At 71.4% G+C, this 13,664-nt stretch carries 15 protein-coding genes; 7 read left to right on the forward strand and 8 right to left on the reverse strand.

The annotated features are described in order from the left end of the window. Positions 1 to 15 precede the first annotated feature (15 nt). Positions 16 to 1,026 carry a zinc-binding alcohol dehydrogenase family protein gene (locus tag ACIGDI_RS08910; RefSeq protein ID WP_399893023.1) on the reverse strand — a complete coding sequence of 337 codons (1,011 nt, stop codon included), beginning with the start codon at positions 1,024 to 1,026 and terminating at the stop codon, positions 16 to 18. A 152-nt stretch (positions 1,027 to 1,178) separates the two neighbouring features. Here ACIGDI_RS08910 and ACIGDI_RS08915 point away from each other — a divergent pair, with 152 nt between their 5' ends. Together ACIGDI_RS08915 and ACIGDI_RS08920 are read left to right on the forward strand one after the other, a co-directional pair. Beyond that, a complete protein-coding gene (locus ACIGDI_RS08915; protein ID WP_399892675.1) occupies positions 1,179 to 1,979 on the forward strand; it encodes a VOC family protein in 801 nt (266 codons plus the stop codon). Between the two features lie 31 nt (positions 1,980 to 2,010). Further along, on the forward strand, positions 2,011 to 2,715 hold the full coding sequence (locus ACIGDI_RS08920) for a ribonuclease H (protein ID WP_399892678.1): 705 nt from the start codon (positions 2,011 to 2,013) through the stop codon (positions 2,713 to 2,715). A 10-nt stretch (positions 2,716 to 2,725) separates the two neighbouring features. Here ACIGDI_RS08920 and ACIGDI_RS08925 read toward each other — a convergent pair whose 3' ends face one another. From ACIGDI_RS08925 to ACIGDI_RS08935, 3 genes are all read right to left on the reverse strand, one after another. Beyond that, positions 2,726 to 3,178, reverse strand: coding sequence for an SRPBCC family protein (locus ACIGDI_RS08925; RefSeq protein WP_399892681.1), 453 nt, complete (start codon positions 3,176 to 3,178; stop codon positions 2,726 to 2,728). Between the two features lie 85 nt (positions 3,179 to 3,263). Continuing rightward, positions 3,264 to 4,088 (reverse strand): tyrosinase family protein, encoded by an 825-nt coding sequence (locus ACIGDI_RS08930; RefSeq protein WP_399892684.1) that lies wholly within the window; start codon positions 4,086 to 4,088, stop codon positions 3,264 to 3,266. Between the two features lie 34 nt (positions 4,089 to 4,122). Next, positions 4,123 to 4,500: a tyrosinase cofactor gene (locus ACIGDI_RS08935; protein WP_399892688.1), complete on the reverse strand. Its 378-nt coding sequence runs from the start codon at positions 4,498 to 4,500 to the stop codon at positions 4,123 to 4,125. A gap of 343 nt (positions 4,501 to 4,843) precedes the next feature. On the opposite strand from ACIGDI_RS08935, the gene ACIGDI_RS08940 reads away from it, so the two are divergent. The 3 genes from ACIGDI_RS08940 (at position 4,844) to ACIGDI_RS08950 (ending at position 8,237) form a co-directional block, all read left to right on the forward strand. Next, positions 4,844 to 6,067 (forward strand): FAD-dependent monooxygenase, encoded by a 1,224-nt coding sequence (locus ACIGDI_RS08940; RefSeq protein WP_399892691.1) that lies wholly within the window; start codon positions 4,844 to 4,846, stop codon positions 6,065 to 6,067. Positions 6,068 to 6,159: 92 nt separating this feature from the next. Beyond that, positions 6,160 to 7,641, forward strand: a complete 1,482-nt coding sequence (locus ACIGDI_RS08945) for an MFS transporter (protein ID WP_399892694.1) — start codon at positions 6,160 to 6,162, stop codon at positions 7,639 to 7,641. Then, positions 7,638 to 8,237 carry a TetR family transcriptional regulator gene (locus ACIGDI_RS08950; RefSeq protein WP_399892697.1) on the forward strand — a complete coding sequence of 200 codons (600 nt, stop codon included), beginning with the start codon at positions 7,638 to 7,640 and terminating at the stop codon, positions 8,235 to 8,237. The genes ACIGDI_RS08945 and ACIGDI_RS08950 overlap by 4 nt, the downstream gene beginning before the upstream one ends. Here ACIGDI_RS08950 and ACIGDI_RS08955 read toward each other — a convergent pair. After that, complete coding sequence (locus tag ACIGDI_RS08955) at positions 8,212 to 9,054, reverse strand: alpha/beta fold hydrolase (protein WP_399892700.1); 843 nt, start codon at positions 9,052 to 9,054, stop codon at positions 8,212 to 8,214. The genes ACIGDI_RS08950 and ACIGDI_RS08955 overlap by 26 nt on opposite strands. Before the next feature lie 40 nt (positions 9,055 to 9,094). Continuing rightward, on the reverse strand, positions 9,095 to 10,828 hold the full coding sequence (locus tag ACIGDI_RS08960; RefSeq protein WP_399892703.1) for a cholesterol oxidase substrate-binding domain-containing protein: 1,734 nt from the start codon (positions 10,826 to 10,828) through the stop codon (positions 9,095 to 9,097). Between the two features lie 136 nt (positions 10,829 to 10,964). On the opposite strand from ACIGDI_RS08960, the gene ACIGDI_RS08965 reads away from it, so the two are divergent. Continuing rightward, positions 10,965 to 11,948, forward strand: a complete 984-nt coding sequence (locus tag ACIGDI_RS08965) for an aldo/keto reductase (protein ID WP_399892706.1) — start codon at positions 10,965 to 10,967, stop codon at positions 11,946 to 11,948. An 18-nt stretch (positions 11,949 to 11,966) separates the two neighbouring features. Here the strand turns inward: ACIGDI_RS08965 and ACIGDI_RS08970 are convergent, their stop codons facing one another. Continuing rightward, the gene (locus ACIGDI_RS08970; RefSeq protein ID WP_384811896.1) at positions 11,967 to 12,320 is read right to left on the reverse strand and encodes a hypothetical protein; all 354 of its coding nucleotides are present in this window, start codon (positions 12,318 to 12,320) and stop codon (positions 11,967 to 11,969) included. 158 nt (positions 12,321 to 12,478) lie between these two features. Here ACIGDI_RS08970 and ACIGDI_RS08975 point away from each other — a divergent pair, with 158 nt between their 5' ends. Next, positions 12,479 to 12,979, forward strand: coding sequence for a DUF6328 family protein (locus ACIGDI_RS08975; RefSeq protein ID WP_399892711.1), 501 nt, complete (start codon positions 12,479 to 12,481; stop codon positions 12,977 to 12,979). Here ACIGDI_RS08975 and ACIGDI_RS08980 read toward each other — a convergent pair. Then, positions 12,900 to 13,610 (reverse strand): DUF2238 domain-containing protein, encoded by a 711-nt coding sequence (locus tag ACIGDI_RS08980; protein WP_399892714.1) that lies wholly within the window; start codon positions 13,608 to 13,610, stop codon positions 12,900 to 12,902. The two genes, ACIGDI_RS08975 and ACIGDI_RS08980, sit on opposite strands and share 80 nt — an antisense overlap. Positions 13,611 to 13,664 lie beyond the last annotated feature (54 nt).

Below are 13,664 nucleotides of genomic sequence, written 5' to 3' on the forward strand. Positions count from 1 at the left end.
GGTTCGGACTGCGTGTCAGGAGAGGTCGTTGACCAGGACCGCCGCTCCGTCGAAGCGTCCCGCCTTGAGGTCCCGCAGTGCCTCGTCGGCGCGGGAGAGGGGGTAGGTGTGCGTGGTGGCGCGTACGCCGTGCCGGGCGGCGAGTGTGAGGAACTCACGTGCGTCGCCGCGGGTGTTGGAGGTGACGCTGCGTATCTGCTTCTCGTAGAACAGCTCGGTCTCGTAGCGCAGGGGCGGGATGTCACTGAGGTGGATGCCGGCGACGGCCAGGGTGCCGCCGCGGTCCAGTGCGCAGAGGGCGACCGGGACCAGGTCGCCGACCGGGGCGAAGAGGATCGCGCTGTCCAGTGGCTCGGGCGGCATGTCGTAGGCGTCGCGCGCGGAGGTGGCGCCCAGGTCGAGCGCCAGCTGTCGTGCGGCCGCCCCGCGCGTCAGGACGTGCACGGTGGCGCCCTCGGCGAGTGCCACCTGCGCGCACAGATGGGCGCTGCCCCCGAAGCCGTACAGCCCGAGCCGTCCGCCTGGGGGCAGCGCGGCCCGGCGCAGGGCCCGGTAGCCGATGATCCCGGCGCACAGCAGGGGAGCGGCGGTCGCGTCGGCGAGGGCGGCCGGCAGCCGGTGCGCGAAGGCCGCGGGTACGGTCGTGTACTCCGCGTAACCGCCGTCGGCGTCCCAGCCGGTGTAGCGGGAGGCGGGGCAGAGGTTCTCGTCGCCGCGCGAGCAGTACGCGCAGGTGCCGTCCGTGCGCCGGAGCCAGGCCACGCCCACCCGGTCACCGATCTCGAAGCCCTCGGCCCCCGCACCGCGTCCTGCCACCACGCCCACCACCTCGTGTCCGGGCGTCACGCCGGGCCGGCGCACCGGAAGATCGCCCTCGGCCACGTGCAGATCGGTGCGGCACACCCCGCACGCGCGCACGTGCACGAGCAGTTCGTCGTCCCCGGGTTCCGGGACCGGCTTCTCGACCAGGCGGAGCCCTCCCTCCTCCTCCACCGGGCCGGGCACCGCCACCGACCATGCGCGCATCGTTGCGTCAGCCATTTCGCACCCCGTCCCGAGCGCCAAACCCTTGTCCCGACCAGTGTGGGACGCGGGCGGGCGTTCGGCGCGCGCTTCGGCGGAGGGGTGACTAGCGTGAGGAAACGGACCACCCGCCGACACAGGAGAGGGCCGCAGTCATGGCCGTGCAACCTGAGGGAACCCCCTGTTGGGCCGATGCGATGTTCAGTGACGTCGAAGGAGCCAAGAGCTTCTACGGCGATGTCCTGGGCTGGACCTTCGGCGACGCGTCGTCGGAGTACGGCAACTACACCCAGGCCTACGCGGACGGAAAGGCGGTCGCCGCCGTCGTACCGCCGATGCCGGGCCAGGAGGGCTACTCGCAGTGGTGCCTGTACTTCGCGTCGCAGGACGCCGCCGCGACCGCCGGGAAGATCCGTGACAACGGCGGCGAGGTGCTGATGGAGCCGATGAAGGTCGGCGAGTTCGGGACGATGGCTCTGGCCCGCGACCCCAGCGGGGTGGTCTTCGGCTTGTGGCAGGCCGGGGTCCACGAGGGGTTCGAGGCGTCGCCGCAGCAGCCCGGCGCGTACTGCTGGGCCGAGGTCTTCACCCGCGAGCCCGAGCGGTCCGACGCCTTCTTCACCTCGGTCTTCTCCTACACGGTGAAGCAGATGCAGGACGACGCGATCGACTTCCGCATGTTCGACATCGACGGGAAGACGGTCCTCGGCCGCATGAAGATGACGGAGGACTTCCCGCCGGAGGTGCCGCCGTACATCAACGTCTACTTCAGCGTCGCCGACTGCGACGACGCGGTCGCCCGGGCGACCAAGCTGGGGGGCGTGCTGCGGTTCGGGCCGATGGACAGCCCGTTCGGGCGGTTCGCGGCGCTGAGCGACCCGCAGGGCGCCAACTTCTCGGTGATCGACATGACGACGACGGCCGGGGAGATGCCGCAGGTCACGGACGTCTCCTGAACCGTGGGCGAGCTGCCCGCCGGGCCATGGCATGATCGGGCCCATGCGTGAACGTGTTGTGGCCGCGTGCGACGGGGCTTCGAAGGGAAACCCCGGGCCGGCGGGCTGGGCCTGGGTCGTCGCCGACGAGTCGGAGATCCCGGCCCGCTGGGAGTCCGGGCCGCTCGGCAGAGCCACCAACAACGTCGCGGAACTCACCGCTCTGGAACGGCTGCTGGCGTCGACCGACCCGGCCGTGCCGCTCGAGGTGCGGATGGACTCGCAGTACGCGATGAAGGCCGTCACGACGTGGCTGCCCGGCTGGAAGCGCAACGGCTGGAAGACGGCGGCCGGCAAGCCGGTCGCCAACCAGGAGCTGGTGGTGCGCATCGACGAGCTGCTGGACGGCCGCTCGGTGGACTTCCGGTATGTACCCGCCCACCAGGTCGACGGCGACCCGCTCAACGACTTCGCCGACCGCGCGGCCAGCCAGGCGGCGACCGTGCAGGAGGCGGCGGGCAGCGGACTCGGTTCGCCGGAGCCGCCGCCCTCCCCCGACACGCCCAAGGCGAAGACGGGCGCGCCGCGCCGGAAGCCCGGCGCGGCGCGCAACGGTGGTGCCTCGTCCTCCCGCACGATCAAGGCGAAGTTCCCCGGCCGCTGCCTGTGCGGCCGCTCCTATGCCGCGGGGGAGCCCATCGCCAAGAACGCGCAGGGCTGGGGGCACCCGGAGTGCCGTACGGCGGAGGCCGGTTGAGGGCCGGCGGTCAGTTGACCGTGCCGCGCCACTCGCCGGTCTCCTGACCGCGGTTCTCGATGAACTTCTTGAAGCGCTCAAGATCACTCTTGGTCTGACGCTGTACGACGCCCAGCTTGTCGCCGACCTTCTCGGTGATGCCGTCCGGGTGGAAGTCCATCTGCAGCATCACCTTGGTGCGGGTGTCGTCGAGGCGGTGGAAGGTCACCACCCCGGCCTGCCGGGCCTCACCGCCGACGGTCGTCCAGGCGACCCGCTCGTCGGGGATCTGTTCCGTGATCTCGGCGTCGAACTCCTTGTGCACGCCGTTCACGCTCGTCACCCAGTGGGTGAGGGTGTCGGTGCGCTGTTCGATACGGTCCACGCCGCTCATGAACTCGGGGAACGACTCGAACTGCGTCCACTGGTTGTAAGCGGTGCGCACCGGGACGCCGACCTCGATGGATTCCTCGACCTGCGACACGGGTGAACCCCTCCTTCGCTCTGTTGCCGGTTGTGTCCGTCGCGGGTACCCGTGACCTTCGGGACCAACCACCCGATCGTGGCGGTCAGTCGGTGTCGAAGGTGTAGTGCGCGGTGTGGTCCAGCAGGTCGGCGGGCCGGACGTCGTTCCACGGCTTCATCGTCTCGCCCAGGTCGACGACGTCCGGCGTTCCGCCGGTCGGCAGGTAGCCGGAGCGGGGATTGCGCCGCTGCCACTCGGCCCACAGCTTGTCGATGTAGGCGTGGTGGAGCCAGAAGACCGGGTCGTTGGGGGAGACGCCGGTCGCCATCTGGCCCCCGACCCACACATGGACGCGGTTGTGGAGGTTCACGCCCCGCCAGCCCTCCAGGTGGTTGCGGAAGCCGTCCGACGCGCTGTTCCAGGGGGCCATGTCGTAGGTCGCCATCGACAGCACCGAGTCGACCTCGGCGCGCGTCGGCAATTCACGGACATTCGCTCCCAGTTGGCGGCGCAGGAAGGTGCGGGCGTCGACGCGCACGTTGATCGGCCAGTTGCCGGCCGACGCGGCGAACGGGCCGTCCATCACCTGCCCGTCGCGGCTGCGCCCCGTCCCGCCGAGGAAGTCCGGTGCCCACAGCGAGGAGCGTGTCGAGCGGTCGGTGCTCCAGTCCCAGTAGGGCAGCGCGACCGAGGCGTCCACCGACTGCAGCGCTCTTTCGAACTCCAGCAGGAATCTGCGGTGCCAGGGCAGGAAGGACGGCGAACGGTGGCCGGTGCGCTCGCCGTTGTCGGTGTCGCCGAGGATGAAGGCGTTGTGCGTCGTGACGAAGGCGTCGTAGCGGCCGGTGCGCTTCAGCTCCAGGACGGCGGCGACGAAGCGGCGCTTCTCGTCGGTGGTGAGTCCGGCCTGGTTCTTGCGGACGGTCATGTGGTGATTGCTCCGAAGTGGTGTGCGGGACGGGTCAGTTGGCGGGGAAGGGCAGCAGGGCGGCGCCCTTCAGTTCGTCGACCGCGGCGCGTGCGGCGGCGCGGGGTGTGGGGACCGGGTCGTAGTGGCTGACGACGCTGATCCAGGTGCCGTCCGCGTTGCGCATCACGTGCAACGGGACCTGGTCGACGAGCACTTCGAAGCCGCCGCCGTGGTGGTGGTGCTCCGACCCGGAGGCCGGGCGGCCCTGTATCCGGCGGCCCTTGTAGACCTCGTCGAAGGGTTCGGGGGAGTCGTGGTGGTGGTCGGCGGGCGCGGCCGAGGCGGCGGGCGCGGTGAGCGTGTGGGCCGCGGCGGCGGCGGTGAGGGCGGCGGCGGTGCCGAGGGCGCGGCGACGGCTGAGTTCGGGCATACGGGATCTCCCGGTGATTCGTTCGATTGACGACACCGGCATGCCTATCGGCCCGGTCGAGAGCGGGAGAAATCCGTCGAGACCGGTTGGCTGCGATCAGGACAATTGCCTACATGTCGTGCAAGGTTGAACGAAGTTGATCTTGCCGGAAAAGGGGCTCGGCGACCCCGGAAGAGGGAATTCCTTCTCCGGAAACCCGTGTTCCGGATGATCTCTCCCGGCCGATGGCGCTGCCAGTGGCCCGCCTCACCTCGGGAAACTGACGTGATCTCGAACGCCGGGCGCCGCCACGGCCTCCTGCTACCCTGCGTTGCCAAATGACCGCTTTGGGTAATTCCTAGGGGTGTGCGTGAAGGTCGCCTGCATCGGCGGCGGGCCCGCCGGCCTGTATCTGTCGATCCTGCTGAAACGGCAGGACCCGTCCCACGACATCACCGTCCACGAGCGCGATCCGGAAGGATCGACCTACGGCTGGGGCGTGACGTACTGGCGGGGCCTGCTCGACAAGCTCCACGAGCACGACCCCGAGTCGGCGCGCGCGCTGGAGCAGGCCTCGGTCCGCTGGAACGCCGGCGTCGCCCACGTAGGGGATCTCACCACCCGGCACGGCGGGGACGAGGGCTTCGGCATCGGCCGCCACCGGCTGCTGGAGATCCTCGCCGCCCGGGCCCGCTCGCTGGGCGTGCGCCTGGAGTTCGAGCACGAGATCACCGACGGCAACCTGCCGGCCGCCGATCTGGTCGTCGCCGGCGACGGCGTGAACAGCGCCCTGCGCACCCGCCACGCCGACCACTTCGGCACCGAGGTCACGGCGGGCCGCAATCCCTACATCTGGCTCGGCACCACCAAGGTCTTCGACGCCTTCACCTTCGCCTTCGTGGAGACCGACCACGGCTGGATCTGGTGCTACGGCTACCCCTTCAGCCCCGAACGCAGCACCTGCGTCGTCGAGTGCGCCCCCGGAACCTGGAACGGCCTCGGCCTCGACAGCGCGAACGAGGCCGACGGGCTGGCCCTGCTGGAGAAGCTCTTCGCCGACGTCCTGGACGGCCACCCCCTCATCGGGCGCTCCACGGCCGACGGCAGCGCCCAGTGGCTGAACTTCCGTACCCTCACCAACCGCACGTGGTCCCGCGACAACCTCGTCCTCCTCGGCGACGCCGCCCACACCACCCACTACTCGATCGGCGCCGGCACCACCCTCGCCCTGGAGGACGCCATCGCGTTGGCCGGTGCCCTGCGCGAAGAGCCCTCCCTGCCGCAGGCCCTCGCCCGCTACGAGCGGCAGCGCAGGGCCGAGTTGCTGTCCATCCAGAGCGCGGCCCGCTACAGCGCCCGGTGGTACGAGAACCTGCCCCGCTACATCCACCTGCCCCCGCAGCAGATGTTCGCCCTGCTCGGCCAGCGGCACTCACCGCTGCTGCCGTACGTCCCGCCGCAGCTCTACTACCGGATCGACCGGGCGGCCGGCCGGCTGGAAGCGCTGCGCCGTTTCAAGCGCTGGCTCGGACCGAAGGTCGCCCGCAGCGTGCACGCACGCGAGCTCGCCTCGCGCAAGCAGGGCTGACGGCCGCCCGCCTCTTGGGTGAATGGCAATTCACCGGCTATGGTGAATTGCCATTCACCCATTTGTTCTGCGTGTCAGCCGCTGGAGTACCGATGGAGCAGCCCGCACCGATAGCCCAGCCCTCCGTGCGGCCGGGACTGCGAGGCCGACTCACGATCCCGGTGCTGGCGTTCGGCGGCATCCTCATGGCCGTCATGCAGACCGTCGTCGTCCCCCTGCTCCCCGACCTGCCCCGGCTCACCCACTCCTCGCCCGGCGCGGTCTCCTGGACGGTCACCGCGACCCTGCTGTCCGGTGCCGTCCTCACCCCTGTCCTGGGCCGGGCCGGCGACATGTACGGCAAGCGCAGGGTGCTGACCGCGGCGCTGCTGCTGATGACCGTCGGCTCGGTGATGTGCGCGCTGTCCTCCGACATCGCCGTCCTCATCACGGCGCGCGCCCTCCAGGGCGCCGCCGCCTCCGTGGTGCCGCTGTCGATCAGCATCCTGCGCGACGAACTGCCACCGGAGCGCCGGGGCTCCGCGGTCGCCCTGATGAGCTCCACCGTCGGGATCGGCGCCGCGCTCGGCCTGCCGCTCGCCGCGCTGGTCGTGCAGTACTACGACTGGCACACCATGTTCTGGCTGACCAGCGCCCTCGGTGCCGTGGGCGTGTCCGCGGTGTGGTGGGCGGTGAAGGAGTCGCCGGTGCGCGAGCCCGGCCGGTTCGACGTGGCCGGCACGCTGGGGCTGGCCGCCGGGCTGGTCTGCCTGCTGCTCGGAGTGTCCCAGGGCGGGCAGTGGGGCTGGACCGGCGCCCGGGTCCTGGGCCTGTTCGCCGCCGCCGTGGTCGTCCTCGGCCTGTGGTGGTGGCAGCAGCTGCACACCGAGCGGCCGCTGGTCGACCTGCGCCTGGTCTCACGGCCCAGGGTGGGCCTGTCCCATGTCGCGGCCCTGCTCACCGGATTCGCCTTCTACGCCAACTCCCTCGTGACCGCGCAGCTGGTGCAGGCGCCGAAGGCCACCGGGTACGGACTCGGGCTGTCGATCGTGGAGACCGGACTGTGCCTGCTGCCCGGCGGCGTGACGATGCTGCTCTTCTCACCGCTGTCGGCACGGATCTCCGCGGCGCGCGGCCCGCGCGTCACGCTCGCCCTCGGCGCGGCGGTCATCGCCTGCGGCTACGCGGTGCGTATCGCCGACAGCCGCGACCTGTGGATGATCATCCTCGGTGCGACGGTCGTGGCCACCGGCACCACCCTCGCCTACTCGGCGCTGCCCACCCTGATCCTGCGCGCCGTACCGGCCGAGCAGACCGCGTCCGCCAACGGCGTGAACGTCCTGATGCGCACGATCGGCCAGGCCACCTCCAGCGCCGCCGTGGCCGCCGTCCTGGTCCACCACACCAGCCCGGTCGGCGGCGTCCCGGTGCCCACCCTGCACGGCTACCTGCTCGCCTTCACCGTGGCCGGGATCGTCGCCCTGGTGGCGAGCGCCACGGCGCTGACCATCCCCGGCGACACCGGGCGGCGCGGTTCCCGCAGGGCCGGGAGCGGCACCCTGGATGCGCGGGACGAGGCGTTGGAGGGAGCATGAGTGCCGTGAGCACTCCCCCCACAACGACCGCGCCCGCCCGCCGGGACGCCGAGGCCACCAAGGCGGCCATCCTGAAGGCCGCCCGCTATCTGCTGGCCCGGCACGCCCACGCCGACATCACCCTCAAGGCCGTCGCCGAACGCGCCGGGGTCAGCGCGCCGTTGATCCTCAAGTACTTCGGCAACAAGGACGCGCTCTTCGCCCGCGTGATGTCCTTCGAGACCGACGCGGACGCTCTGCTGGACGCCCCGCTCGACAATCTCGGCCGGCACATGGTGCGGCATGTGCTGGTCGGCCAGTCCCGGCACGGCGCCGACCCGCTGCTGCGCATCGTGTTCGCGCCCCTGCACGCCGAACAGGGCGACATCCTGCGCGCCAACTTCCGCACCCAGGTCACCGAACGGCTCACCGAGCGGCTCACGGGCGCCGACGCGGGGCTGCGCGCCGAACTCGCCGTGGCCGCGCTGCTCGGTCTCGGCGTGATCTACGGACTCGCCCGCGGCCCCCACGTCCGCGCGGCGGAACTGGACGAGATCGTGGAGCGCTACGCCCCCCTCGTCCAGGGACACCTCACGCCAGGAAATCCCCGACCGTAGTCACGAACCGCTCGGGATCGTCGAGCCACGGGAAGTGACCGGCGCCCGGCTGCACCACCGACTCGGCCTTGCCGAAGAGCCCGGCGAACTCGGCGACCATGGGCGGCGGCGAGTTGAGGTCGACCTCGCCGGCCAGCAGCAGCACCGGCGCCGTCGAACCGGCGAGCGCGCCCCGGGTGGCGGCCGGGTCGAACGCCCCCTCCCCGCCGAAGACCGCGGCGGCCTGGTCGTTCCTCTGGGAGGCCCCCGCGGCGTGATGCGCACGCGCCGTGTCGTCCCAACGGCCGTACAGGAAGGGCGCGATGGCCTCCCAGCTGTCGGCGGTGGCGCGGCCGGTGGTGATGTCCTGCAGCGCGGCGAACGCGGTCGGGAACCACGGCTCGCCGTGCCGGGACTGCGCGGTCTCCCGCCGCACCTGAGGCGGAACCGTGAGCCCGACGGCCCCGGCGCTCGGAGCGATCAGCGCGAGTCTCTCCACACGCCGCGGGTGACGGGCCGCGTACAGCACGGCCGGGTTGGTGCCCGCGGAGTGTCCCAGCAGGTCCATCGCCTCCAGGCCCAGGTGCGCGCGCAGGGCCTCGACGTCGTCCACCAGCCGGTCGCAGCGGAAGGTGGCGGGGTCCTCGGGGAGCGCGGAATCGCCGGTGCCCCGGAAGTCCAGCAGCACGAGCCGGCGGCGCGCGGACAGACCGCCGAGCTCGCCGAGATAGGCGGACGCCTGCATGGGCCCGCCGGGCAGACAAACGACGGGCGGCCCGTCGTCCCCGAGGACGTGGTAGGCGAGTTCGGTCCCGTCGGGCGCGGCGAAGGCAGGCATGATCGCGAGCCTCCCAGCCGCGCCCGATGACGGCAACCGGTTATCGGAACAAGCGGTCGAGGAAGCCGTTGCCGAAGACCCGGTGCGGGTCGAGCCGGTCCAGGGACCCGGCGGCCTGCCCCCAGGCCGCCTCGCCGAAGGAGCCGGGGATCACCGTCCCCAGCACCTCCTCGTCGCTCCAGACGGCGTCCTCGGTGTACGCCCAGCCCTTGGACCACTCGACCCGGGTCAGGGCGTCCCCGCCGTCGAACGCGCGCAGCAGGAACTGCTCCAACTCCCGCAGGAACTCCTCCGCATGCGGGGTGCCGGGCAGTGTCAGCACGTCCAGCCACACCGCCGTGTCCCACTCGGGACGGGCCTGGTCGCGCCGCAGCGCCGACAGCAACGGGGCGCGTGCGCCGTCGAGTTCGACGTCGGCGGGGTCGTCCAGGCCCGTCACCCGGATCTCGACCGACCCGTTGACCGGGTAGCGGCCCTGGGCGGCGTACGCGGCCAGCCGCTCCCGGTAGTAGGACGTGAACTCATGGACCACGCGCTGCACTTGGTTCCGTGCGGTGAGCACCGCGTACCCGTTCGCGGTGACCCGCAGTGTCGTCGGCCTGATGTAGAGCAGCGTGTTCTTCGACGGCCCCCAGATGTCGGCCGAGAGCGTGGCCAGCAGTCCGGCCGCGGCGACGTCGTACTGCGCGTTGCCCAGCACGGGAGCCAGGTACCAGGCGGCCTCCGAGGTCATCCGCCCCACCAGGTCCGCCACCACGGTCGGCACGTTGTCGGAGAAGGGGTAGTTGTACGGCGACGTCACATGCCGCGAGGTGAGCGGCCGGGTCGGCGCCACGCTCCACACCTTCAGCCAGGGGACCTCGGTGAAGGCGAACCAGATCGCCTCCACACGCCCCGCCTTGTCGAGGAAGCCCGCGAGGGTGCGCCCGTCGGTCCCCGGCGCGGCGAACAACTCGGCCGCCGGGATGTCCGTACGGCTCACGCACCGCAGGTTGGCGTTCGCGCCCACGCGCAGCACGACCTCGGTCACCAGCGAGCGGCCCAGATGGGTGAGCAGCGCGGCGCAGTCCGCCTCGTCACGGCGGTAGGTGCGCAGGACGTACGCCCCCGAGCCCTCGTCCCACACGACCGCCGTCAGCGACAGCACCAGATTGCTGAGCGAGCCGTAGGTGTGCCCCGGCGACCGCTGTTCGCCCTTCGCCGGTACGGCGGTGCCGTGGGCGTCGACGGCCAGGGCACCGCCCAGCGTGAGGTCGCCCGGGGCGGGCGCGGCGGTGACCCCGAGGCCGTGCTCCTCCAGATAGCCGAGCAGGGTGTCCATCGTGACGCCGGTTCCCGCGCGGACGGCGGACGGTGAGTCGAGGCTCAGGCCGGTGAGGTGCGGGGCGGTGTCGACGAGGAGGACGGGGGCGTCCGAGGAGGTGTGCGCGGTGACGGTCAGCGGCGACCAGCCGTGCGAGGCGCCGCGGGCGCGCACCGCCCAGCCGTGCCGCCAGGCCCAGTTGACGACGTCGACGACCTGGCCGGGGTGCTCGGGAGCGCAGGCCCACAGGCCGTCGGCGGTGATCTCGCCCACCCAGTTGCGGTACGCCGAGCGGTACAGCGCGACGCCTTCGGGGAAGTCCGGCAACTCCTGTGCCGCCACCGCCGGATCCGCGGCCACCAGCACGGGGAGGGCGGCCAGGGCGGCGGCGGACAGCAGGAAGCCGCGGCGGCTCCAGGACGGGTCGTCCCCGGCCCCGGAAGGGAAGTTGCTCACTGAATGATCAGTCACGGAGCCACGCTAGGTGCGTGGTGACACGAGTCCACCCGCTGTCGAAACACGTCACTCGTGTGAGTGAAAGATTCACAAGGAGTGCACCGGAGCGGCTCGTTCCGCGCTCGGGCGCGGTGGATGACAGACTGACGTCATGGACGAGCGCACTTTCGACAGGTCGGGTCAGCACGCCTCCGTCATCGGTCTCGGCACGTGGCAGCTGGGCGCCGACTGGGGAGACGTCGACGACAAGGAAGCCCTGGCGGTCCTGGAGGCGGCTGCCGAGTCCGGCGTGACCTTCTTCGACACCGCCGACGTGTACGGCGACGGACGCAGCGAGCAGACCATCGCCGCGTTCCTGGCGGGCCGGCCGGACCTGCACGTACTGGTCGCCACCAAGATGGGCCGCCGGGTCGACCAGATCCCGGAGAACTACGTCCTCGACAACTTCCGCGCCTGGAACGACCGTTCGCGACGCAACCTCGGGGTCGACCGCATCGACCTGGTCCAGCTGCACTGCCCGCCCACGGCCGTGTACTCCACGGACGAGGTGTTCGACGCCCTGGACACCCTCGTCGAGGAGGAGCGCATCGCCCACTACGGCGTCAGCGTCGAGACCTGCCAGGAGGCGCTGACCGCGATCGCGCGGCCGGGTGTGGCGAGCGTGCAGATCATCCTCAACCCGTTCCGCATGAAGCCCCTGCGCGAGGTCCTCCCGGCCGCCCGCGAGGCCGGCGTCGGCGTCATCGCCCGTGTCCCGCTCGCCTCCGGCCTGCTGTCGGGCAAGTACACCAAGGACACCGTCTTCCCGGAGAACGACCACCGCGCCTACAACCGGCACGGCGAGTCCTTCGACGTCGGCGAGACCTTCTCCGGCGTGGACTACACGACCGGCGTCGAAGCGGCCGCCGAGTTCGCCGCCCTCGCCCCCGAGGGATACACCCCGGCACAGCTCGCCCTGCGCTGGATCGTCCAGCAGCCCGGCGTCACCACCGTGATCCCCGGCGCCCGCTCGCCCGAGCAGGCCCGCGCCAACGCGGCCGCCGCCAAGCTGCCGGAACTCTCCGACGAGACCCTCGCCGCGATCCGCGATCTCTACGACCGCCGGATCAAGGACCAGGTCGAAAACCGCTGGTAGCGGTCGCCATACGGCCGTTCACGGCTCCAGGAGCAGCTGGCTCTCCTGCTCCTGGTCGCCGGAGACCGCACCCTGGTCCTGCGCGGTGAAGGAGCGGGCCAGCACCTCGCGTGCCCGGGCCACCGCGTCCGGGGCGCCCTGGACGGTCACCGTGACCGCCCCGGACAGATGACCGGTGCCGCCGGCCGGCGCGCCCCCGGAGGGCCGGGCCGCCGGATCGTGCGTGAACCTCGCCGTGTACACCGTCACGCGGTCGTCGGCCGGAAGTTCCTCCTCCGGGCTGCCGAAGGCCGGTTCCAGGACGTGCACGACGGCGCGCGCGTCGGCGGCGGTGGCGCCGCTGAGAGTGAGCGTGAGTTCGGTGCCGGACATGTGGTCGGACTCCTCGGATCGTCGTCGTGGGCCGTCAGCACCGTGTAACCGTCCCGTGATCGTCCAAACAGCCGCCGTTCTCCGCAAAGGGACGGTCAAAATCGCGCGATCAGGGAACCCGGACCAGGAAAGGCGCGGGCCGATGAGCAGGAGGAACGTTGACGGTCTCGAAAAGCGGTGCGGATGTGAACGACTGGGGTCGGCACGAGACCGAGGAGGAGAGAGCCGACCGCAAGTGGGGTGAGCTGATCCAGGAGGTCAGGGTCGCCCAGACCGGCGTGCAGATCCTGTTCGGATTCCTGCTCACCGTGGTGTTCCAGCAGAAGTACGCCTCGCTGGAGCAGACGGACAAGACCATCTACATCGTCACGGTGATCCTGGGCGCCGCCACGACGGGGGCGCTCATCGGGCCGGTCTCCCTGCACCGTCTGGTGTCCGGCCAGCGGGTCAAGGCGGAGGCCGTGCGGTGGGCCTCCCGGATGACCCTGGTCGGGCTGATACTCCTGCTCGCGACCATGACGTCCTCGCTCCTGCTGGTCCTGCGGGTCGCCACGCACAACGCGATCGTGCCCTGGATCGTCAGCGCGGTCGTCGCGTGGTACGCCCTGTGCTGGTTCGTGGTGCCCATGTGGACGCTGCGCCGCCATTCGAGCCGCTGACGCCCAGCGCGTCGAGCCGGCGGTCGTGCAGCCGGGAGAGCACCAGTACCGAGACCGTCGCGCCGATCAGCGCGCAGAACATGTCCCACTGCGTGTCCCACACATCGCCCTGCGTGGCGAGGAAGGCGTCAGCCGAGTGCCCGCCGACCACCGCGGCCAGCCACTCCAGCATCTCGAAGACGGCACTGAAGGCCAGGCAGGCGCAGACCGTCAGCGGAGCCAGCCAGCGGCTGCCGCGCAGCGGTGAGGTGCGGCTGAGCAGCTCGCGCACCAGCACCGCCGGCACGAAGCCCTGCATGAGGTGGCCGAAGCGGTCGTACGGGTTGCGGGCCAGGCCGAAGGTGTCGCGCACCCAGTCGCCGACGGGGACCTGCGCGTAGGTGTAGTGGCCGCCCACGGCGAGCACGAGCGCGTGCGCGGCCAGCAGGCAGCACAACAGGTCCGTGAGCGGGAACCGGCGCCGGGTGAGCACGACAAGGGGCAGGCCGACCAGCACCCACACCGTCTCCAGGAACCAGGTCGTGCGGTCGTGCGGATTCCACGCCGACACCGCGAGTCCGGCGACCGTGACGGCGACGGCCACGGCGGGCAGGTGCCGTCGCGGGACGGCTGCGTGCAGAGCGATCGACATGGGGGCTCCTCCTGACTGGGAGCCCCCATGCTGGCCGCGGCGGCCGCCCGGGGG

The sequence above is a fragment of the Streptomyces sp. NPDC085900 genome (genome assembly GCF_044540925.1).
Lineage (GTDB): Bacteria > Actinomycetota > Actinomycetes > Streptomycetales > Streptomycetaceae > Streptomyces > Streptomyces gilvifuscus.